At 41.2% G+C, this 20874-nt stretch carries 16 protein-coding genes; 5 read left to right on the top strand and 11 right to left on the bottom strand.

Translation table 11 applies throughout. From position 1 onward, the window contains the following. Positions 1-2: 2 nt before the first annotated feature. From CVP05_RS06925 to ccmA, 6 genes are all read right to left on the bottom strand, one after another. Positions 3-1949, bottom strand: a complete 1947-nt coding sequence (locus CVP05_RS06925) for a heme lyase CcmF/NrfE family subunit (protein WP_100288850.1) — start codon at positions 1947-1949, stop codon at positions 3-5. Continuing rightward, positions 1949-2467 (bottom strand): cytochrome c maturation protein CcmE, encoded by a 519-nt coding sequence (gene ccmE / locus CVP05_RS06920; RefSeq protein ID WP_100288849.1) that lies wholly within the window; start codon positions 2465-2467, stop codon positions 1949-1951. The genes CVP05_RS06925 and ccmE overlap by 1 nt, the downstream gene beginning before the upstream one ends. After that, positions 2464-2670, bottom strand: coding sequence for a heme exporter protein CcmD (ccmD, locus tag CVP05_RS06915; protein WP_100288848.1), 207 nt, complete (start codon positions 2668-2670; stop codon positions 2464-2466). The genes ccmE and ccmD overlap by 4 nt, the downstream gene beginning before the upstream one ends. Before the next feature lie 45 nt (positions 2671-2715). Then, positions 2716-3453, bottom strand: a complete 738-nt coding sequence (locus CVP05_RS06910) for a heme ABC transporter permease (RefSeq protein ID WP_100288847.1) — start codon at positions 3451-3453, stop codon at positions 2716-2718. A gap of 201 nt (positions 3454-3654) precedes the next feature. Then, a complete protein-coding gene (gene ccmB / locus CVP05_RS06905) occupies positions 3655-4320 on the bottom strand; it encodes a heme exporter protein CcmB (RefSeq protein WP_100288846.1) in 666 nt (221 codons plus the stop codon). Positions 4321-4324: 4 nt separating this feature from the next. Continuing rightward, the gene (ccmA, locus tag CVP05_RS06900; RefSeq protein WP_100288845.1) at positions 4325-4966 is read right to left on the bottom strand and encodes a cytochrome c biogenesis heme-transporting ATPase CcmA; all 642 of its coding nucleotides are present in this window, start codon (positions 4964-4966) and stop codon (positions 4325-4327) included. A 469-nt stretch (positions 4967-5435) separates the two neighbouring features. Between ccmA and leuA the strand changes: the two genes are divergently transcribed. The 4 genes from leuA (at position 5436) to leuD (ending at position 10469) form a co-directional block, all read left to right on the top strand. Further along, positions 5436-6989: a 2-isopropylmalate synthase gene (gene leuA, locus CVP05_RS06895; RefSeq protein ID WP_100288844.1), complete on the top strand. Its 1554-nt coding sequence runs from the start codon at positions 5436-5438 to the stop codon at positions 6987-6989. Between the two features lie 109 nt (positions 6990-7098). Then, complete coding sequence (leuB, locus tag CVP05_RS06890) at positions 7099-8175, top strand: 3-isopropylmalate dehydrogenase (RefSeq protein WP_100288843.1); 1077 nt, start codon at positions 7099-7101, stop codon at positions 8173-8175. 273 nt (positions 8176-8448) lie between these two features. Beyond that, a complete protein-coding gene (gene leuC, locus CVP05_RS06885; protein ID WP_100288842.1) occupies positions 8449-9858 on the top strand; it encodes a 3-isopropylmalate dehydratase large subunit in 1410 nt (469 codons plus the stop codon). An 8-nt stretch (positions 9859-9866) separates the two neighbouring features. Beyond that, positions 9867-10469, top strand: coding sequence for a 3-isopropylmalate dehydratase small subunit (gene leuD / locus CVP05_RS06880; RefSeq protein WP_100288841.1), 603 nt, complete (start codon positions 9867-9869; stop codon positions 10467-10469). Positions 10470-10562: 93 nt separating this feature from the next. On the opposite strand, the gene CVP05_RS06875 is transcribed toward leuD, so the two are convergent. Beyond that, positions 10563-11777 carry an aromatic amino acid transporter gene (locus tag CVP05_RS06875; RefSeq protein ID WP_100288840.1) on the bottom strand — a complete coding sequence of 405 codons (1215 nt, stop codon included), beginning with the start codon at positions 11775-11777 and terminating at the stop codon, positions 10563-10565. 200 nt (positions 11778-11977) lie between these two features. Here CVP05_RS06875 and CVP05_RS06870 point away from each other — a divergent pair, with 200 nt between their 5' ends. After that, positions 11978-14998, top strand: a complete 3021-nt coding sequence (locus tag CVP05_RS06870) for a glycoside hydrolase family 2 TIM barrel-domain containing protein (RefSeq protein ID WP_100288839.1) — start codon at positions 11978-11980, stop codon at positions 14996-14998. Between the two features lie 35 nt (positions 14999-15033). On the opposite strand, the gene argA is transcribed toward CVP05_RS06870, so the two are convergent. The 4 genes from argA to apaH all read right to left on the bottom strand — a co-directional run bounded on the left by argA (position 15034) and on the right by apaH (position 20874). After that, positions 15034-16356 (bottom strand): amino-acid N-acetyltransferase, encoded by a 1323-nt coding sequence (argA, locus tag CVP05_RS06865; RefSeq protein ID WP_100288838.1) that lies wholly within the window; start codon positions 16354-16356, stop codon positions 15034-15036. A 72-nt stretch (positions 16357-16428) separates the two neighbouring features. Next, positions 16429-19362: a bifunctional [glutamate--ammonia ligase]-adenylyl-L-tyrosine phosphorylase/[glutamate--ammonia-ligase] adenylyltransferase gene (glnE, locus tag CVP05_RS06860; protein WP_243389217.1), complete on the bottom strand. Its 2934-nt coding sequence runs from the start codon at positions 19360-19362 to the stop codon at positions 16429-16431. Further along, positions 19343-19972 carry an HI_0552 family protein gene (locus CVP05_RS06855; protein WP_100288836.1) on the bottom strand — a complete coding sequence of 210 codons (630 nt, stop codon included), beginning with the start codon at positions 19970-19972 and terminating at the stop codon, positions 19343-19345. The genes glnE and CVP05_RS06855 overlap by 20 nt, the downstream gene beginning before the upstream one ends. A 71-nt stretch (positions 19973-20043) precedes the next feature. Then, positions 20044-20874: a bis(5'-nucleosyl)-tetraphosphatase (symmetrical) ApaH gene (apaH, locus tag CVP05_RS06850; RefSeq protein WP_100288835.1), complete on the bottom strand. Its 831-nt coding sequence runs from the start codon at positions 20872-20874 to the stop codon at positions 20044-20046.

Raw genomic sequence — 20874 nt, 5'->3', positions numbered from 1 at the left:
TATTATTTTTTCAATACCTTAGAGAAACGATAACGTTTATCGAACATACAGAGTAAACCGCCGAGCGCCATAAATACACCGCCAATCCAAATCCACCGGATAAACGGTTTATAATAGAGGCGCAATGCCCACGAACCATCGCCAAGCGCTTCGCCGAGTGCGACATAAATATCACGGCTAAATCCCCAATCAATAGCCGCTTCAGTCATGGTCATTTTACTGACGGTGTAAAAACGTTTTTCGGCATATAATGTGGTTTCAAATTTTCCATTCTTGCTAATATCAACTTGCGCTTTTCCGCCTTCATAATTAGGGCCATTAGCCGCCGTAATGCCTTGAAATTTATATTCATAGTCTGCAATTTGAGCCACATCGCCTACACGCATACGTACATCACGTTCAACACTATAATTTTGACTGAAAGCAATGCCCCATACTGTCATCGCGACACCTAAGTGCGCCAATACCATACCCCAATGTGAACGGGATAATTTGCTTAAACCGACAAAGAAATTGTGGCGATGCGTGGCGCGTTGGTGAAGCTCGTATAGGCTCAATGACACAATAAAAACTGCCATCATCACGCCCAGTACGGAGCTCGTTGTAATACGGTCTTGTAATAGATAAGGTAAGCTAAATCCTGCGATTAGCATGATGATTAAGCTAATAATGACCGGTGTACGAATGTGGGAGACTTGGTCTCTGCGCCATTTAACTAATGGTCCTACTCCTAATAAGAGAGCAAAAGGGATCATAATGATTAAAAACATTTGATCAAAAAATGGCGCACCAATAGAAATCGTGCCTAAGCCAATTTGTTTGTGGACTAAAGGCAGTAAGGTTCCGAGTAACACGACACAAAGTGCGGTCATTAATAAGATATTATTTAATAACAACATTTTTTCACGTGAATAGGCTTCGGCATTGTCAATAGAACGAATTTGGCTACCTTTGTAGGCATAAAGGGCTAGGGAACCACCTATGACGACAATTAAGTAGGCGAGTATATATAAGCCTCTCGTTGGATCTGAAGCAAAGGCATGAACAGAGACTAAAATACCCGAACGAACAAGGAATGTCCCTAATAAACAGAGAGAAAAAGCGAGGATCGCTAATAATACAGTCCAAGCTTTAAATGAACCACGTTTTTCTGTTACCGATAGAGAATGAATTAAAGCGGTGCCGGCCAACCATGGCATAAGCGATGCATTTTCTACGGGGTCCCAAAACCACCAGCCGCCCCAGCCGAGTTCATAATAAGCCCACCAAGATCCTAATACGATACCTAAAGTTAAAAAGACCCAAGCCGCGAGAGTCCAAGGGCGTGACCATCTTGCCCATGCGGTGTCTAATTTACCACTGATTAGTGAGGCAATAGCAAAGGCAAAGGCAACAGAGAATCCCACATAGCCCATGTAGAGCAATGGTGGGTGGAAAATTAAGCCAACATCTTGTAATAACGGGTTTAATTCTCGACCATCTACAGGAAAGTCAGGGAACGTACGATCAAAGGGATTAGAGGTAAATAAAACGAAAATTAAGAAGCCGATGGCAATGATCCCCATAATGCCTAATACACGTGCGACAGCCTCTTGAGGTAACTGTTTACTAAACCAAGCTACAGCCGCTCCCCACAAGGTTAATAACCAAATCCACAGTAATAAGGAACCCTCATGAGATCCCCATACAGCAGATAAGCGATAGTGGAGAGGTAAGCTTGTATTAGAATTGTGAACAACGTATTTCACACTAAAATCATTGGTGGCGAATAAGTAAAATAAGGCGACAAATGAAATGGTTAGACTAATAAACAAGCCAAAAGTCATTGGGCGAGCCAATGACATCAATTGAACATTACCTTTTTCTGCTCCCCATAAAGGAAAAACAGCCAATAGTATGGCAACGGCTAAACTTAAAGCCAGAGCATAATTTCCTAATTCAGCTATCATTATTTTGTCTCTTGTTCTTTCGCCATTCGATCGCGCTCAGATTCAGCTTTTAAATCAGAAACGCCCATCGGTTGATGGACTTTTTTCATTTGTTCGTCCAGCTCAGGTGGCACGTAGTTTTCATCATGTTTTGCTAGCACTTCAGTTGCGGCTAATACAGTAGGCGCTTTAAGTACACCTTGTGCGACAATGCCTTGTCCTTCACGAAATAAATCGGGCAAAATACCTTCATATTCAACAGTAATAGAAGGGCCTATATCATTTAAGTCAAATTTGACTTGCAGGCTTTTGGCATCTCGTTCCACTGTGCCGGCTACTACCATGCCACCAACGCGGATACGTTGACCAACTTTGGGCTTGGTATCGGCATTATCATTTTTGCCATAAACCACTTCTGTTGGAGTATAGAATAAGTCGATATTTTGTCGTAAAGCATAGAGCATAAGTCCTGTTGCGATAGACACGCCTAATAAGACTAATAAAATAATATTCAATCGTGATTTACGTCTTGGGTTCATAGTCCCCCCATTCGTCTTTGTGCAGCTTGTTGGCGAGCTTGACGTTGTTGTTCACGACGAATTTCACGTAATACAACGTCTTTGCCTTTATAGCTTTGTATAATTAGCACCATAATACACAGTAGCGAAATGCCATAGGCGAGCCAAACATAAAAGCCGTAGCCCCCCATATCAAAAAAATCACTCCACGTTTGAAAAAACATAATTCACTCTCTATAAAAAATTTTAAAAAATCGACCGCACTTAGATTACTTTGCTAATGCTTGAACCCAAGGGCGTTTAATTTCATCTTTGAGCAAGGCGTTACGATAACGCACTAAAGTTAACCAAATTGTTAATGCCATAAAACCAAAAATGCTGAGAATCAACGGGATTAGCATTGGGGTAGCAATGGACGGTTTTTCAAATTTAGTAATACTTGCCCCCTGATGTAGGGTATTCCACCATTCTACGGAAAAATGGATAATGGGAATATTAATCACGCCAACAATTGATAAGATTGCTGCGGCTTTTAAGCCCAAGCCCGTATTACGATCCTGAAAAGCAGAATATAAGGCCATTACACCTAAATATAAAAAGAATAGAATCAGTGAGGAGGTTAAACGGGCATCCCAAACCCACCAAGTCCCCCACATTGGTTTACCCCAAATGGCACCGGTGGCTAAAGCCAGAAAATTAAATACTGCACCAATAGGCGCCATTGCGATAATTGAAATGTGCGCTTGCTTAATCTGCCATACCAAACCGATAATGCCCGCAATTGCCATTGATACATAAATACTCATGGACCAAATTGCAGATGGAACATGTATATACATAATACGGAAGCTATTACCCTGTTGATAATCTGCCGGTGCGAATGCTAAGCCCCAAACTAATCCTATGCCGAGTAATAAGACAGTTAATAAAGCAAAAAAGGGAATAAATTTTCCGCATAAATGATATTGGGTTTCCGCTTTTGCATATGGATGTAACCACTTCCACATAATGTTTCCTTGAATCAGTCTTTGTATAATAAATTTTTAACAATTCTAACATAACCATCGACTTTAAGGCACTAATAACCATAAACGATAAAGTAACCATTTAGAGGTAAATAACTAGGTTCATTGATCTAACTCAAAATTTGTACATGGCGAACGTATGGTTTAGGTGAAACCTTCAGACAATCCCAAAGGTTTCTTAGATTATTGAGCCAAGCTAATGCGTAAGGCACTTGCAATGGCAAAAGGCGAAAGGGTGAGGGCTGCAGCAAGCATCGCCCCTAAAATCGCCAACTGTCCGTTATAAGGCAGGTTGAGCGTGGCGGCTTCTAGAACTGAAGCTGCAAAAATTAACACGGGAATAAATAAAGGCACGACTAATAAGCTAAGCAATACTCCGCCTTTACGTAATCCCACAGTGAGCGCTACTCCGATTGCGCCAAGACAGCTTAGAATGGGGGTGCCGATCAGTAAAGTGAGAACTAAGGCCCACCAAATTTTTACGTCGAGAGATAATAATAATGCAGCGATGGGCGACAAAATAATGAGGGGCAACCCAGTGAGCAACCAATGTGCGATCACTTTGGCTAGAGCAGTTAATGGGAGAGGGAGGGGCGTTATCATTAATTGTTCTAATGAGCCATCGATAAAATCATCTCGAAATAAGCGTTCAAAAGATAATAAAGCGGAAAGCAACGCCGACACCCACGCTACGCCAGTGGCAATACGAGATAATAACACTGGGTCGGGACCAATGACTAAAGGAAACAAGGTGATTACAATTAAAAAGAACCACAGTGGATTGAGAATTTCTGCTTGTTTACGCATGGCGATTTGCAGTTCTCGTTTGATAATTTGCATAAAAATCATGGTGTTATTCCAAAAATTTAAATTTTTCTAACCGCACTATTTTAAGTTGATTGCTAGGCACTTCTTGATGGCTAGTTAATATTACAATGCCGTTTCGTTCTGCGTGTTGTTCAAATAAATTCGTTAATACTTGCACACCGCTTTTATCAATGGCATTAAAAGGCTCATCTAAAATCCATAGGGGGGCTTGAGAAAGCCACAAACGAGCAAGTGCAATGCGTTTTTGTTGCCCTGCGGATAATTGTGCTGCGACAATATCTTCTCGTCCTAATAAACCGACTATTTGTAGGACATCCCAAAGTATTTCATCTCCTTGTTTGCTCGCACTGATTTTTTGATAGAACTTCAAATTTTCCCATGCAGTTAATTCAGGTTTTATGCCTGAAGCATGACCCAAATATAATAAATCAGAATAAAATGTTTCGCGATTGTGACGAATATCCTCACCATTCCAATGGACAGTGCCTTTTAATGGTGTCGCGAGGCCAGCAATAATGCGTAATAAGCTTGTTTTGCCGATACCATTATGGCCTTCTATTTGGACAAAATCACCGCTCTGTAAGTGTAGTTCAAGTCCGCTAAATAGGCATTTTTCACCGCGCTGGCAACTTAAATTGTGGAGATGAAGCTGATTAATATTCGGCATGATTGTATTATTGGGTCAGTCAGAAATGTGCCTATTTTAGCATAAGCGCTTTATTTTTCGCATTAAGGTGTGAGAAAAAATAAATAAATTTGTTATTTTATAAATGCACAGTATGGCTGGATTTTATGTAGAGTATTGCGCATGGTTTTAGAATAAAATTTTACTATTGCGTAAAATGATGAAATATAATTCTTTTGTGTTTTGATAATGATGGAAAAAAGTGTTTGACAGCTTGTTTCAATAGAGTAAGATAACTTCAGTTTTCATCTGTTTGGATAATAAATTATGTGGAATATGACTGCTTTATCTCTCAACCTTCTGCTCTCACATTCTTTGTGCGGCTAAGGCGTGGATAAAAGAAATATAGCTTCCGAATCCAAACAAAACCCGCACATTAAAAGCGGGTTTTTTTATACCTGAAAAATATAGTATTTTTTGACCGCACTTTTGACTAAATAAGGAACATTCTATGACAAATAATGTGATTATCTTTGATACGACATTGCGTGATGGTGAGCAGGCGTTGAAAGCCAGTTTAACTGTAAAAGAAAAATTACAAATTGCACTTGCCTTAGAAAGACTGGGTGTGGACGTTATGGAGGTCGGGTTTCCAGTTTCATCAAGTGGTGATTTTGAATCTGTACAAACGATTGCTCGCCATATTAAAAATAGTCGTGTGGCTGCATTGTCTCGAGCAGTCGATAAAGATATTGATGCGGCATATGAGGCGTTGAGAGTGGCTGAGGCTTACCGTATTCACACTTTTATCGCCAGCTCCGCTTTACATGTGGAAGCCAAATTGAAAAGCACCTTTGAAGATGTGGTTGAACGCGCTGTTAAAGCGGTGAAACGTGCAAGAAATTATACCGACGATGTCGAGTTTTCCTGTGAAGATGCAGGGCGTACGGGCATTGACAATATTTGTCGCATTGTGGAAGCGGCAATCAACGCAGGAGCCACCACGGTGAATATCCCTGATACGGTAGGCTTTTGTTTGCCGACGGAATATGGCAATATGATTCATCAAGTGATGAACCGCGTACCAAATATTGATAAAGCCATAGTTTCCGTACATTGCCACAATGATTTGGGTATGGCGACGGCAAATTCATTAACCGCTGTGATGAACGGGGCGCGCCAAATTGAATGTACCATTAATGGTATCGGCGAGCGGGCGGGTAATACGGCGTTGGAAGAGGTTGTCATGGCGATTAAAACCCGTCAGGATATGTTCGGCATTGATACGCGCATTAACACTCAGGAAATTCATCGGGTCAGCCAAATGGTGAGTCAGCTTTGTAATATGCCGATCCAGCCGAATAAAGCTATTGTTGGGGATAATGCGTTTGCACATTCTTCCGGTATTCACCAAGATGGCATGTTGAAAAACAAAAATACCTATGAAATTATGTCACCGGAATCCATCGGGTTGAAAAAAGAAAAACTTAACCTTACGGCCCGTTCGGGACGTGCTGCGGTGAAAGGGCATATGGCCGATATGGGCTATACCGAATCGGATTACGATTTGGATAAATTATACGAAGCTTTCTTGAAATTGGCAGACAAAAAAGGGCAAGTATTTGATTACGATCTTGAGGCATTGGCATTTATTGATATGCAGCAGGGAGACGAAGACCGTTTGAAATTAGACAAAATCTCTGCGCATTCCGTGAGTGAATTCCCGGCTACCTCATTCGTACAGCTTGAATTAGACGGCGAAAAATTAAGCACGGTTTCTACCGGCGGTAACGGTCCTGTTGATGCCACTTATAATGCCATTCTGGCATTAACCGGATTAGAGATTACCATGTCGCACTATAATTTAACCGCTAAAGGCGAAGGGGCAGAAGCCTTAGGGCAAGTGGATATTGTGGTAGAACATGAAGGGCGTAAATTCCATGGTGTAGGCTTGGCAACGGATATTATTGAGTCATCTGCACGTGCCTTAATCCACGCGATCAACGCCATTTACCGTTCACACAAAGTGGCAGATTTGAAAGCGAAACATACTCAAGGTGTGTAATGCTGAATGTTGGGGCGTATTGCATACGCCCCAATAAAAAATCAGAACATTTCAAGGGCGTATGCAATACGCCCCTACAAAAATTCATTATTAACGAGAGTACATAACAATGCAAACCTATAATATTGCAATATTACCCGGCGACGGTATCGGTCCGGAAGTCATGGCAGAAGCCATTAAAGTATTAGACAAAGTACAAAGTAAATTTAATTTTAAATTAAATACCCGCACTTTTGATGTAGGCGGTGCGGCGATTGATAAGCATGGACATCCGTTGCCTCCGGAAACCTTAAAAGGTTGTGACGAAGCTGAGGCGATTTTATTTGGTTCCGTAGGCGGGCCGAAATGGACAAATTTACCGCCGGATTTACAACCTGAGCGTGGTTCACTATTGCCGTTACGTAAACATTTCAAATTATTTTGCAATTTACGTCCGGCAACACTATATAAAGGCTTAGAACGTTTTTGCCCATTGCGTGCGGATATTGCGGCCAAAGGCTTTGATATGGTGGTCGTGCGTGAGTTGACAGGGGGAATTTATTTCGGCCAACCGAAAGGTCGTGATGGTGAAGGCGCACAAACTCGCGCTTTCGATACGGAAGTGTATTACCAATATGAAATTGAACGTATTGCCAAAGCAGCATTTGAAGCGGCGATGTTACGTCGTAAAAAAGTGACGTCGGTAGATAAAGCCAATGTACTTGCCAGTTCAATTTTATGGCGTGAAACTGTCACTGAAGTGGCAAAACAATATCCGCAAGTGGAATTGGAGCATATGTATATCGACAATGCTACCATGCAGTTAATTAAAGCCCCTGAAAGTTTTGATGTGTTGCTATGTTCTAATATTTTTGGTGATATTATTTCGGACGAAGCGGCAATGATTACAGGATCTATGGGGATGTTGCCATCGGCAAGCTTGAATGAGCAAGGTTTCGGTTTATATGAGCCTGCAGGCGGCTCCGCACCGGATATCGCAGGTAAAGGCATTGCCAATCCGATTGCGCAGATTCTTTCAGCTGCCATGATGTTACGCTATAGCTTTGGTTTAGAAGAAGCTGCGCAAGCGATTGAAGTTGCTGTGCAGAAAGTGTTAGCAGCAGGTCATCGTACAGGTGATTTGGCAGATGATAGCAAGCCTGTTTCTACGAGGGAGATGGGGGATTTGATTGCTGCTGCAATTTAACGGTTTTCGCCCGTTGGGCGCCCTACTTTCTTTGCTTGTGCAAAGAAAGTAGGCAAAGAAAAACACCCCGACTGCGTTGCTGTTCCTCGCTTAGATCCGATTTTTTTAACGGAAAAAATCGTATCACGCTCAGGCAACGCACACGGGGAAATTGATAATCAAAGTGCGGTGAAAATTTTGAGATTTTTGACCGCACTTCCAACCCTGAGAGGGGTGAACAATGATTAACCTAGAGTAAAACCCTAGGCATAAAAAACCAACCGAGATTTACTTATGAAAAAAACACTCTACCAAAAACTTTTTGACTCTCATGTGGTACATGAGGCGGAAGGCGAAACACCGATTATTTATATTAACCGCCATTTAATTCACGAAGTGACCAGCCCACAAGCCTTTGACGGTTTGCGTGTGGCAGGGCGTGAAGTGCGTCAAGTGAGCAAAACCTTCGGCACGATGGATCACAGTATTTCTACTCAAGTGCGTGATGTGAATTTGCTTGAAGGGCAAGCCAAAATCCAAGTGCTTGAGTTGGATAAAAACTGTAAAGCCACAGGGATTTCATTGTTTGATATGAATACCAAACAACAAGGTATCGTGCACGTTATGGGGCCTGAACAAGGCTTGACGTTGCCAGGCATGACCATTGTGTGCGGTGACTCTCACACCGCCACTCACGGGGCATTTGGAGCATTAGCATTCGGAATCGGAACATCGGAAGTAGAACACGTTCTCGCTACCCAAACTTTAAAACAAGCGCGCGCAAAAAGTATGAAAGTGGAAGTGCGGGGTAAAGTCAATCCGGGTATTACGGCAAAAGATATCGTGCTTGCCATTATCGGCAAAACTACAATGGCAGGCGGCACAGGACACGTGGTGGAATTCTGTGGTGAAGCTATTCGTGATCTTTCGATGGAAGGCAGAATGACTGTGTGTAATATGGCGATTGAATTCGGTGCAAAAGCGGGATTGATCGCACCAGATGAAACCACCTTTGAATATTTAAAAGGTCGTCCGCACGCGCCAAAAGGCAAAGATTGGGACGAGGCGGTTGAATATTGGAAAACCTTAAAATCAGACGAAGGCGCAGAATTTGACAGCGTAGTAGTGCTTGAAGCAGCAGAGATCGCGCCGCAAGTGACTTGGGGAACCAACCCAGGTCAAGTAATCGGTATCGATCAACTTGTGCCAAACCCACAAGAAATGGCTGATCCTGTGACTAAAGCTTCTGCGGAAAAAGCGTTGGCATATATCGGTTTGGAGCCGAATACTGACTTAAAAGATGTGTTTGTAGATCAAGTATTTATCGGCTCTTGCACCAATTCGCGTATTGAAGATTTACGTGCGGCGGCTGCGGTAATGAAAGGGCGTAAAAAAGCGGATAACGTGAAACGCATTTTAGTAGTGCCGGGTTCAGGCTTGGTAAAAGAACAAGCGGAAAAAGAAGGTTTGGATAAAATCTTTATTGAAGCGGGAGCAGAATGGCGTAATCCGGGTTGCTCAATGTGCTTAGGTATGAATGATGACCGCTTAGGCGAGTGGGAACGTTGTGCTTCCACCTCAAACCGCAACTTTGAGGGGCGCCAAGGTCGTAACGGTCGCACCCACTTAGTCAGTCCTGCAATGGCAGCGGCTGCCGCAGTGTTTGGTAAATTTGTTGATATTCGTCATGTGGAATTAAATTAGGGGGAACTATGGCAGGATTAAAACAACATTCAGGGCTTGTAGTGCCCCTTGATGCTGCGAATGTGGATACTGATGCGATTATTCCGAAACAATTTTTGCAAGCTATCACCCGCGTGGGCTTCGGCAAACATTTATTCCACGAATGGCGTTATTTAGATGAAGCAGAAACTCAGCCAAATCCGGAATTTGTGCTAAATTTCCCACAATATCAAGGCGCTACTATTTTGTTGGCGCGTAAAAATTTAGGTTGCGGTTCATCGCGCGAACATGCGCCTTGGGCATTGGCGGATTACGGTTTTAAAGTGATGATCGCCCCAAGTTTCGCCGATATTTTCTACAACAACAGCTTAAATAACCATATGCTGCCAATTCGTTTAAGCGAAGAAGAAGTGGAAGAAATCTTCCAATGGGTATGGGCAAATGAAGGCAAACAAATTGATGTAGATTTAGAAGCTATGACAGTGAAAACTGGCGATAAAATCTATCACTTTGAGTTGGACGAATTCCGTCGCCATTGCCTATTAAACGGCTTAGACAACATCGGCTTAACCTTGCAACATGAAGCTAAAATTGCGGAATATGAGAAAAATATTCCCAGTTTCTTACGTTAAGTCATAATATTAAAAAGTGCGACAAATTTGATTTTGTCGCACTTTTACTATACACGCCTTATGAAGTTACCATCTATTCTCAATTGAAATGCACTAAGCGCCTACCACGAACGGCAAATATCCCGCTTTAATTGCAAGGGGAATGGAAACGATAATTGCGCCTAATATTGCGACAATAATCAGGGCAGCTGTGCCACCACCAACACGGTAAGGTAAGTTTGGATGAGCCTGACGTGCTTTCCAAGCAATTGCAGCGGGTAAGATAACCGCATAGAACGCGAACATTTGGCCGGCATAGCCTAATGCCATGACAAATCCTTGCGGATAGAAGAGTGCAAATAAAAGTGGGGGCAGAAAGGTCAGTAGCCCTAAGGACAAGCGATTGGCTGAAGTCTTGAATACACGTTTTAATAGATCATCAATGGCATCTAATAAACCTAGTGCAACCCCTAAAAATGATGTGATAAGTGCTAGTGCTGAGAAAATACGCACTACCCAAGCAATTGTTGAGCTACCTGTAGCCTGTAAAGTTGCATTGACAAGGCCATTAAGGGTAGGATCGGTTTTAAGAATGTCAAGAAAGCTAGATTGGCTGAGTACGCCGTGAGTTGAGAGCTGCCATAAAATATAAGCACTTAACGTAATTAAACTACCTGTAATAATCGAAAAACGCAGGGCTTTAATATTGCCACCTAGATAGTTATTTAAACTTGGAATTGAGCCATGAAATCCAAAAGCGGTGAAAAATACAGGGCTGGCAGAGATAAATAATGCAGTATCAATAGGCATCGCCAACAAATTATCAAACTGAATGTTTGGTACGAGTAAAATTAACACTAAAACGAATGCGGCGAGCATGATAAAGAAAAGAAGACGGTTTAGACCATCAGTGCTGCGCGTGCCGATGGTGACAACCGCACCAAAGATCAGCGTAAATAGCACTATTGTTAATTTGCTCATGGTATCATTATCGGCTATATCAAGGGCGCCAGAAATTAACGATCCCCCACCGGTTACATAAGCGGATAACAAGGCATATAAGAAAATCATCAGGACGGCAGTAGAAATCACACGCCCGGCTTTTCCAAAATATTGAGCGGAGAGTGTGCCAATACCCGCATCATGATCTGCGGTTTGATAAATTTCTACGAAGAGTAGGGCGGCAAAGGTCAATAATGCCCAAATGGCGATTAATAAGAGAAAAGTAAAGCCAAATCCCATACCTGCAGAAGTAAGCGGCATGGCGAGCATACCTCCACCAATCATTGTACCGGAGACCAGTAATGTACTTCCTAACGTTCTATTCATAGACAACCTCTGATGTGTAATTAAATCTGAACGGATTGTATATGATTTTGTACATTAAGTAAAAATAATATCTATGAGAAACTTGGAAAAAATGCACCGCACTTTTCTTTGTGATCTTGTTCACAATTTTTAATTTTTTCTTCAATCCACCGTAAGAATTTGCGTATAGTAAGCAAATTCAAACATAGTTGGAGGTTGTTATGTTGCCAAATTATTTTCAGGATCCTCAAATATTACATCTAGGTACAACGCCACACCATGCTTATTTTATTCCTCATGATAGTGTAGAAAGCGCGGTTAAAAATTCGCGAGAAAATTCTGTATTTTTTACTTTATTAAATGGTGATTGGGATTTTGCGTTTTATGAAAGTTATCATGAATTATCAAAAAACTTCTTGACCAAACCTTTTTATCAAACGATTCCTGTGCCATCTAATTGGCAAACAGAGGGGTATGATGAACATCAATATACGAATGTGAATTACCCGTTTCCTTTTGATCCCCCGTTTGTGCCACAGGATAATCCTTGTGGGTTATACCATCGCGTATTTAACTTGGATATCAACAAAGACAAACGTTATTTGTTGAATTTTGAGGGGGTGGACAGTTGTTTATTTTTATATGTGAATCAACAGTTTGTCGGGTATTCTCAAATTAGTCATTGTACATCGGAGTTTGATATTTCGGATTATTTGTTACAGGGCGAAAACCATTTGCACGTTGTCGTATTGAAATGGTGTGATGGGAGTTATTTAGAAGATCAAGATAAATTCCGAATGAGTGGTATTTTTCGCGATGTCTATTTGTTAGAGCGTGAACAAAATTATCTACAGGACTTTTTTATCCAAACCCAGTTAGCTGATGACTTGAAAAGTGCGGTACTCAAAGTGGAGACTTTTTTTGTCGGGGGGCATCGTGACATAAGCTGGCAACTTTCTGATCCGCAAGGCAATATTTTGCTTAGTTGCGTGACGGAAAATCAGTTTGAATTTGGTATTCATGAATTACAGTTATGGAATGCAGAAAATCCGCAACTTTATACTTTAGTCTTTCGCTATGGTTCAGAAGTGATTTGTCAAAAGATCGGTTTTCGTCATATTGAGGTCAAAGAGGGCGTATTACGTTTTAATCACCAACCTATTAAATTCAACGGGGTAAATCGTCACGATAGCGATCCTAAAAGCGGTTATGTGATTAATCGTGAGCAAGCATTAATTGATTTACGTTTAATGAAACAGCACAACTTTAACGCTATTCGTACGGCCCATTACCCGAATGCTCCTTGGTTTGCAGAATTGTGTGATGAGTATGGTTTTTACTTGATTGCTGAAGCGGATATTGAATCTCATGGCACTAATGCAGTGTATGTGAAGTCGCCTGAGACCAGTATTTTATTAGGGGTAAAAACAGATATTGATCACAAAGCTATTCGCCAACAAGTGATTGATAACTATTGTTATATGGCACGTTCACCGTTATGGAAAAATGCGATTTTAGACCGCACAATGGCTAATGTTCAGCGTGATAAAAACCGCACATCTGTTGTGATTTGGTCTTTAGGTAATGAGTCTGGTTATGGTGAAAATTTTGAAGCGGCGGCTGCGTGGGTGAAACAATTTGATCCAAGCCGTTTAGTGCATTATGAAAACGCCATTTTCCAACATTCAGCCCATCAGAATGATTGCTCAAATTTGGATTTTCATAGCGAAATGTATACTTCAACAGAAGAAATGGAGGCTTATTTTGCCGATTCGAAGAACCGTAAGCCTTATTTGTTCTGTGAGTATCTGCATGCTATGGGGAATTCTTGTGGCGATGCGGAAGATTATTGGCAAGCTATGCAACGCCATGCCGGTGCTTGCGGTGGTTTTGTGTGGGAATGGTGTGATCATTCTCCTTATTTACCAAACGGTAGAATGGGTTATGGTGGGGATTTTGGCGATGTACCAAACGATGGGAATTTTTGTGCTGACGGTTTAGTCACCGCAGATCGTCGAGTGCTAACTAATTTATTAGAGCTGAAAAACGTTCAGCGCCCAATACGTGCAGAGCTTGTTAACGGGCAAATTCAGTTGACGAATTATTTGGATTTTACCCCAACAGGAGAGTTTATCTCAATTCATTATCAATTATTAGAGAATGGTGCTGTGTATAGTGAAGGGTATATTGATGATATGAATATTTTACCAAAACAGACCGCACTTTTACCTTTCTCATTGCCACAGGATAATGGCAATTTATGGCTATTGAATTTAACCTATCGCCAAAAAGTTGTCACGCCTTTAGTTGAAGCTAATCATGAGCTGGGCTTTGATCAAATAGTGTTATTTGGTGAGCAAATCTTGCCACATAGACAGGAAAATGAGTCAGATGAAGCCTTACAAATTGAAGAAAATCAACATCACATAACTGTATTTAATCGTACTGTGCATTATATTTTTGATAAAAAAACGGGACAATTAGCGGAGTGGGAAAAGCAAGGACAGGCGATGATTAAACGTCCGGTTGAGTTTAATATCTGGCGTGCGCCACTAGATAATGACAGTTTAATCAAAGCGCATTGGTTGGCCGCCGGCTATGATCGTGCGTATAGTCGGTGTTATGACATGTCTGTACAAGTAGAAGAAAGCGCCGTTATTGTGCGGGCAAAATGTGGTATAGTCGCGACTTCAAAAGCACGGATCTTAAGTTTGGATGTTGTCTATCGTATTGATTCACATGCTCAACTGCATATACACATTCAAGGGGAGAAAGCTGCTCACTTGCCATTTTTACCGCGTTTTGGTTTGCGCTTTTTCTTGCCTGAAAACTTTCAATCCACCGAATATTTTGCCTATGGGCCAACAGAAAGTTATTGTGATAAACATCATGCAACTAAGCTTGGTGTTTATCAAACCACACCGATGCAAAATCATGTGGATTATTTGAAACCACAGGAAAATGGTAGCCATTACCAATGTTCATGGTTAAAAATACAATCGGAGTATCAATCCCTTTTGGTCACGGCGGAACAGCCTTTTAGTTTTAATCTTTCGCCTTATACGCAAGAGGAATTACAAACTAAAACACATAATTATCAGCTTAAAACAAGTCCTTACACTGTATTATGTGTGGATTATAAAATGTCAGGTATTGGCTCAAATGCGTGCGGGTCGGCCTTAAAACCGCAATATCGTTTAGAGGATACACGGTTTAGTTATGACATAAGTATGACTTTTTAGGCGTGAGATGGAAGGCGGTATGACCGCCTTTTTGTTTATTCATGTGAGGTAGATAAAGATTGAATTAAAATTTTAGAACGTCGTTGATAATTATAATGCACTTTTTTCTGAGCAGGTAAGTCCTCAACTTGTGCTAATTGAAAGCCACGTTCTTGGAACCAATGTACGGTACGTGTGGTGAGTACAAATAGCTTTTCAACACCTTGTTGGCGTGCACGTTTTTGGATCGCTTCTAATAAAATATCCCCTCGTGAAGAATTGCGGTAATCTGGGTGGACGGCGACACAAGCCATTTCTGCCATATTTTCATCTGCATAAATATTCAATGCAGCACAGGCAATGATAATGCCATCTCGTTCGATAATGGTATAGTTGTTAATTTCCATCTCGAGTTGTTCACGAGAACGTTTGACAAGGATCCCTTGTTGTTCTAATGGATAAATTAATTCCAGCAAGCCAGGAATATCTTGTTCTGTCGCAGTGCGAACGGTTTCAGAGCTTTCCATCGATAATTGCGTACCGATACCATCGCGAGAAAAAAGCTCTTGCAATAGTGCGCCATCTTCCTGATAGCTTAATAAATGTGCGCGTTTTACACCTGAACGACAGACTTCAATTGCCGCTTGCAAAAAGCGTGCCTGAGAACTGTGGTATTGCCCTGATTTTATTAATGTTGCAAGGTGTAAACTTGCCTCTTGTGGCAGGAGATCGGGAATAACGTCTTGGTTTTGATCTAAAATACCTTGTTCCGAACAAAAACCGATGAGCTTTTCTGCTTTCAATTTGATGGCTACATGAGTGGCGATTTCTTCAAAGGGTAAATTAAAGGTTTCGCCTGTAACAGAAGCCGCAATTGGGCTGATTAACACAATAGCATTTTGTGCTAATTGTTGTTGAATACTCTCAATATTCACGCGGCGGATTTTGCCACTGAGCATATAATCTACGCCATCATCAACGCCAATAGGCTGGGCTAAAATAAAGTTGCTACTGACAACGTTGATAACGGGTGTGTGAGGTAAGCGCAAGGAGAGGCGCGCGTTAATATCATATTGTAAGGAGCCGACGGCCTGTTTCGCCAGTTCCAAAGTACGGAGATCAGTGACACGAATATTTTTATGATAAATGGGTTCAATATTATGTAATTGTAGTAAGTCATTGATTTGATAACGAGCGCCAAACACAATAATCAATTTAATACCAAGACTGTGTAATAGGCTAATATCATTGATGATGTTAATAAAATTTGGACTCGCAATGGTATCGCCATCAAGCATAATGACAAAGGTTTTCCCTCTATGCGCGTTTACATAGGGGGTTGATTGTCTGAACCATTGCACTAATTCCGTACTGCGCATAATATCGTCCTTTTATAATTATTCACCAAAAGTGAATTTATATGCATTTAGGCTGTTTTGCAAGCAAATTTTTTATTGCAATAATTGTTGCCAAATTTGCTGCACAAATGCTCGTTCGTTGCGAAATTGGGTATGGGATACTACAGAGGATTTCCCTAATAAATTTAAGTGATGAATTTCGTTACGTAAGCGAGTATAGCAATGCTTTAATTGTTCAGCATCTTTGACAGAAATGACAGCATTTTCTGCCATAATTTCAAAAATACGCACATTATCAGACCACATACTTAATGATGGATTATTGGGGGCATTGGCTAGCACCAAATATTGTGCAATAAATTCAATGTCGGTAATGCCACCAATATCGGTTTTAATATTAAAGAGTGCTTCATCGGTATTGGCTAAATGGGCATACATTTTTTGTCGCATAGCACACACATCTTGTTTGAGTTTATGCAGTTCACGTGGTGTGGCGAGAATCTGCTGGCGAATAGTTTCAAATTGTTGGCGTAAATCCTCAGAGCCATAAACCGCTCGGCTACGGACAAGTGATTGCGTTTCCCATGTCCAAGCATCATGGCGCTGATAGTCTTCAAATGCCTTGAAAGAGTTGACCAGTAAGCCGGCCTCACCTGATGGGCGCAAGCGCATATCAATGTCGTATAAAATGCCTGCACTAGTATTCATACTAAAAATGCTGACAATTTTTTGTGCTAATTTGAGATAAAATTGGCTACTTTCAATATGACGGCGCCCGCCTTCTGTTTGGCTTTGTTGACGATTATCATATAAAAAGACTAAATCTAAATCCGATTTATATCCCAGTTCAATGCCACCTAATTTCCCGTAGCCGACGACTAAGAAACCTTTTTCCATATCAGTTAAATGAGCAGGTTTTCCGTATCGCAGGGTCAGTTGTTGCCAAGCTAAATTGACAACCGCTTCTAGCACAGCTTCTGCTAAAAAGGTTAAATGGTCGCTGACTTTCATCACGGGGAGTGCGCCTAAAATATCGGCGGCGGCAATGCGTAACAGAGAGGCATTTTTGAATTGACGTAAACCGTCAATAAACTGTTCTTCATCATCTTGTGGTAAACGTAATAAATATTGTTGTAATTCCACGTGGTATTGATCATGGGGAGGCGGATTGCGCAAGGCTTGGGGGTCTAATAATTCATCTAATAAGATTGGGTGTAGCGCAACTTGCTCGGCGATTAATTGAGATTGTGCACACAGTTGTAAGAGTTGAGCCAGGGCGGCGGGATTTTCCAAGAGTAATTCTAAATACGTGGTACGTGTCAGAATTTTTTCTAAAATTGTGAGAATACGTGGTAATAAAGTGCGGTGATTTTCATAAGCAAAAATTTGTGGGAGCAATTTAGGGAGTAGCTGACCCAATACATCTTGACCACGTACGCCCATAGGCTTACGACTAGCTTCTTGTTTAAAGAGGACAAGTTTGCTGATAATCTCCTCAAAGTCCTGTGGTGATACCCCGTTTTCAGTGAGTAAATGTTCAAATTCTGTCGAGTTGAAATCGGTATCTAAAAAATCTTGCCATTCATTTTCATCATTTGTTTCATTGTCATTTTCATCGCCAATTAAATGTTTGAAAACTGACCGCACTTTTTGTTGGTGGGATTGTAAAACGTGATAAAAACTCGCCCAATCTTCAATGGGATAGTGTACGTTGGTGGCTTGTTGTCTAGTGTTCCATTGGGTAAAATTGGCACAGGCTTGGACTAGTCTACAACGGTCAAGTGCGTTTTCTGGTAGTTGTTGAGTTTGTTGATCGTTAATTGCCTGTAGCACATTTTCAACGCGGCGCAAGAATAAATATGCTTGCATTAAGTTTTGGCTTTCAGTGGGGCTAATTAATTTTAATTCTGCTAAAAGTGGTAATAATTGTAATAAACTATGTTGTTGTAAGGCGATTTCGCGTCCACCACGAATTAGTTGAAAGACTTGGACAATAAATTCAATTTCTCTAATACCGCCAGCACCGAGTTTAATATTATCGACTAAGCCACGGCGACGGACTTCTCGCTCAATTTTACCTTTCATATCCCGCAGCGATTGAATAACACTGAAATCAATATAACGTCGATAGACAAATGGGCGTAATAGCTGACGTAAATAGCGTTGGTATGGGCAATTGGGGTCAGCGCCTAAAATTCGACCTTTTATCATGGCATAACGCTCCCAATCGCGCCCTTGTTCTTGATAATAGGTTTCCATGCCATTGAAGCTGAGCGCTAATGCACCATTTTCACCAAATGGACGTAGGCGCATATCTGTGCGATATACAAAACCATCAGGCGTGAATTCATCAAGGGCATTAATTAAACGTTGCCCTAGTCGAGTAAAAAATTTGGCATTGTCGATGCTCCGCCGTGTGCCAACGGTTTCGCCATTTTCAGGATAGGTGAAAATCAGGTCTATATCAGAGGAAAAATTAAGTTCAAAGCCCCCTAGTTTTCCCATACCTAAAATGAGCAGAGGTTGTGGGTTGCCATGCTGATCTGTTGGGGTACCGACTTCCTGACACAGTTTGTTATATAACCAATCTCGTGTGTTGATAATTAAGGCTTCTGCTAATTGAGATAAGCGAATAAAAATATCTTCTACTGTGCCTAAATTTAAGCTTTGGCAATAGCTTAATTTTGCCATTTCTCGATTGCGAAATTGTCGTAATACTTTATATAAACTCGCTTCATCTTCAGTTTGCGCCAGTAAATCCTGTAAACGTTCAGAAAACTGACCGCACTTTTCGAGGTTGATAGGCTCTTGTAAGATTTCATAAAAAAAGTGCGGTTGTTTTTGTAAGGTTTCTGCGAAAAAATCGGACATGTTTATGGCGAAAGTCAATTTTCCCATAGGGGTTGCGAGATTCGATTCAGAGAAAAGCTGTTGACAAATATTCTGATCAAATTGCTCAGGAAAATGGCGGATTAAGATTTCACTTAATGCGCTAAATGTATTTGGATTAGACGGGAGCTGTTTCATGGCATTTTTCATACAAAGGTAGTAATTCTCGAATAGTTTGCGTAATAAATATGCTGGTATTTAGCTGGGCGAGTTGTGCCTTTTCAATATTTTTACCAATACACCAAAAATCCTTATCATCGCGTAAGGTTAAATCGGTTTGCTGGAATAGGGAGGCTGGAGTAAAGTCAGCATATTCACTAGTATCACCACGCCATAACTCGAAATCAGCATAACGGGTGAAATCAAAATCATCAAACCACTGGTTATAGTGTTGTAGCTGTATTAGTGAGCGATTGGCTCGATAGCAGTGCCAATCAAGGCAGACTTGTAAACGGCGACGGTTTAAGATGATGGAAAGAATGGCGGCTGAATTTTGGTAATATTCATATTTAAAAAAAGCAAAAAAATGTGCGCGGACTTGCCAACCATTTGTCCAACTTTCAATATGTGGTTTGGCGAAAGGTGTGCCTAATTGCTGAGATACGTCCAAAATTAAGGCTTTCCAGTTATCCCATTCCCGTTTGTAATCCGCTTTGATTTGTGGGATTTGTTCGGGACAAAATTTTTTCATTTGTGCAAACTGGAAGAACGGTTGGTTGAACAATTCGCAACTTTCAGGAGTAAGCATGATTAGGCTCCTTTGTCAGGATTAGCAATATGGGAATTATTATATTGTAAAATGCTATCTATCAATAAATTTTATGCAAAATCGACCGCACTTTTTAATGCGGGTTGAGTAAAATAATGTTTATCTTCCCAGCGCAATAAAGTTAAACGGTTTCCCCATACACAACCTGTATCTAAGGCATAGATATTTTCAGGTGTCGGACTATCCACAAGGCTTGCCCAATGGCCAAAGATAATATTTGTAGTTTTATATAAGGGATTTGATAAATTAAACCAGGCAGTCAGCTCTGGAGGCGCTTGGTTTATAGGTGCTTTACAGGCAAAGTCGAGGCGATGATCCCAATAACAAAAGCGCATACGGGTAAAGGCGTTGATGGAGTAGCGTAAGCGTTCAATGCCTTGCAAATCCGGTGACCAACGTTCTGGGTGGTTGTCATACATGTTTTCGATCAAATCATAATAATTACCGAATTGTAAAACCTGTTCTACTTCTGTGGCACAAGCTTTGGCTGTGGCCAGATCCCAATCTGGACTAATGCCGGCATGGGCGAGAACGAAGTTTTGTTCTGCATTATGAATAAGCAAAGGTTGTCGGCGTAGCCAATCGATTAAGGCATGAAAATCAGGCGAAGCGAAAATACTGTCTACGCGATCTCGTGCTTTAATTTTTTTGATACCGAGCGCGGTGGCCAGTAAATGTAAATCATGATTACCTAATACGATCTTTGCAGATCCGGCAAGAGATTTAATAAAACGCAAGCATTCAAGGGATTTATTGCCGCGTGCGACTAAATCGCCTGTGCAATAAAGCACATCTTGGCTCGGATTGAAATTGACTTTATCTAATAATAATTGAAGTTCATCAAAGCAACCATGTAGATCGCCAACAATATAAGTGGCCAT

Origin of the sequence: Conservatibacter flavescens (genome assembly GCF_002795425.1) — a bacterium.
Lineage (GTDB): Bacteria > Pseudomonadota > Gammaproteobacteria > Enterobacterales > Pasteurellaceae > Conservatibacter > Conservatibacter flavescens.
The sequence above is the reverse complement of the archived record's forward strand: the minus strand, read 5'-3'. Positions and strand labels throughout refer to the sequence as shown.

What these genes read in the sequence shown, in the direction of transcription:
- CVP05_RS06925 (WP_100288850.1), bottom strand. Translation starts at nt 1,949, where the DNA reads ATGATAGCTGAATTAGGAAATTATGCTCTGGCTTTAAGTTTAGCCGTT.
- ccmE (WP_100288849.1), bottom strand. Translation starts at nt 2,467, where the DNA reads ATGAACCCAAGACGTAAATCACGATTGAATATTATTTTATTAGTCTTA.
- ccmD (WP_100288848.1), bottom strand. Translation starts at nt 2,670, where the DNA reads ATGTTTTTTCAAACGTGGAGTGATTTTTTTGATATGGGGGGCTACGGC.
- CVP05_RS06910 (WP_100288847.1), bottom strand. Translation starts at nt 3,453, where the DNA reads ATGTGGAAGTGGTTACATCCATATGCAAAAGCGGAAACCCAATATCAT.
- ccmB (WP_100288846.1), bottom strand. Translation starts at nt 4,320, where the DNA reads ATGATTTTTATGCAAATTATCAAACGAGAACTGCAAATCGCCATGCGT.
- ccmA (WP_100288845.1), bottom strand. Translation starts at nt 4,966, where the DNA reads ATGCCGAATATTAATCAGCTTCATCTCCACAATTTAAGTTGCCAGCGC.
- leuA (WP_100288844.1), top strand. Translation starts at nt 5,436, where the DNA reads ATGACAAATAATGTGATTATCTTTGATACGACATTGCGTGATGGTGAG.
- leuB (WP_100288843.1), top strand. Translation starts at nt 7,099, where the DNA reads ATGCAAACCTATAATATTGCAATATTACCCGGCGACGGTATCGGTCCG.
- leuC (WP_100288842.1), top strand. Translation starts at nt 8,449, where the DNA reads ATGAAAAAAACACTCTACCAAAAACTTTTTGACTCTCATGTGGTACAT.
- leuD (WP_100288841.1), top strand. Translation starts at nt 9,867, where the DNA reads ATGGCAGGATTAAAACAACATTCAGGGCTTGTAGTGCCCCTTGATGCT.
- CVP05_RS06875 (WP_100288840.1), bottom strand. Translation starts at nt 11,777, where the DNA reads ATGAATAGAACGTTAGGAAGTACATTACTGGTCTCCGGTACAATGATT.
- CVP05_RS06870 (WP_100288839.1), top strand. Translation starts at nt 11,978, where the DNA reads ATGTTGCCAAATTATTTTCAGGATCCTCAAATATTACATCTAGGTACA.
- argA (WP_100288838.1), bottom strand. Translation starts at nt 16,356, where the DNA reads ATGCGCAGTACGGAATTAGTGCAATGGTTCAGACAATCAACCCCCTAT.
- glnE (WP_243389217.1), bottom strand. Translation starts at nt 19,362, where the DNA reads ATGAAACAGCTCCCGTCTAATCCAAATACATTTAGCGCATTAAGTGAA.
- CVP05_RS06855 (WP_100288836.1), bottom strand. Translation starts at nt 19,972, where the DNA reads ATGCTTACTCCTGAAAGTTGCGAATTGTTCAACCAACCGTTCTTCCAG.
- apaH (WP_100288835.1), bottom strand. Translation starts at nt 20,874, where the DNA reads ATGGCCACTTATATTGTTGGCGATCTACATGGTTGCTTTGATGAACTT.